Origin of the sequence: Mesorhizobium sp. M8A.F.Ca.ET.021.01.1.1, assembly GCF_003998025.1 — a bacterium.
Classification (GTDB): Bacteria; Pseudomonadota; Alphaproteobacteria; order Rhizobiales; family Rhizobiaceae; genus Mesorhizobium.
The window spans coordinates 1-929 of record NZ_RZSJ01001006.1 but is presented as its reverse complement, the minus strand read 5'-3'; the positions used below and the strand labels follow the sequence as shown (position 1 = coordinate 929).

Annotated in this window: 1 protein-coding gene; it reads right to left on the bottom strand. The window is 68.0% G+C overall.

Going from position 1 to position 929, the window contains the following annotated elements; genetic code table 11:
• Positions 1-762, bottom strand: a 762-nt coding sequence (locus EOA36_RS36215) for an O-linked GlcNAc transferase (protein WP_127281301.1), incomplete at its 3' end; no start/stop codon positions are given.
• Between the last annotated feature and the right edge of the window lie 167 nt (positions 763-929).

The following is a 929-nucleotide window of genomic DNA, read 5'->3' as shown; positions in this document are numbered from 1 at the left end:
ATTGAAGGCGGCGATGGCGTCGGTTGGATCGATGGCAAGGCAGCGCTGGTAAAGTGCGGCGGCGCCATCGTGGTCGCCGCCCTCCTCCGCCGCTTCCGCCTCAGTGAACAGGTCTTCCAGCGTGTCGTCGCCTTGTGTGGCGGCACCCAGATCGAACAGCAACTGCCCGTCGAGCTCGCTCTGGCCGCCTTCGAGATAGATCGCGTCCGCGCGCCCATGCTGCGAGCCGACATTGAGCGACTTGGCGGTGAGCGAGGCGACCGGACCGGACCGATGCACCGAGCGCGCGATCGCGCCCCATGTGGCGCCGCCGGCGATCAGCCCGGCATATTTGCGCGCCAGGATCAGGTCGCGGAAGGAATAGGGCTCGCCATCATGCTCGAAGGCATCGAACAGGCTGAGCCGGTCGAGATCGGCGCCGGACAGCCTCGACTGGTCGATCAGCGATTGGCGCGACAGCGAAGACGCCTCGGGCGCCTTCATCAGCCCGAGCAGTCGCAGGAAACCGTTCTCGCTGAGAAGCATGCGCCCGGCCGCGCGCTCGGCGACGACGCGGCGCTCAACCTCGGCATCGCCGTTTTTCGTCAGCCCTGCCTTGGCCAACAAGGCCCGTCCGAACACGACATGCGTGGTACGCCGGGTGACGCCGCGCCTGAGCTGGCCGTGCTGGCGCTCCACCTCTCGCGCGGCGAGCCGGAGCGGAAACGCCGCCAGCGCGCCGATCGTACCGAAGACAGCGCCCGCAACGGCCGGTGCCGTCATTTCTTGCTCTTGCCGACCGCCTTGAGCAGGTTGGCCTTCAGCGGATTTTCAGGCGCACCGCCTGCGGCCGCCTTCTTGGCGGCGGGCTTGGCGGCCTCGTCGGCCTTGCTCTTCGACTTGGCCGGCGGCTTCGACTGCGACAGGCTGGCCTTCAGCGCATCCATCAG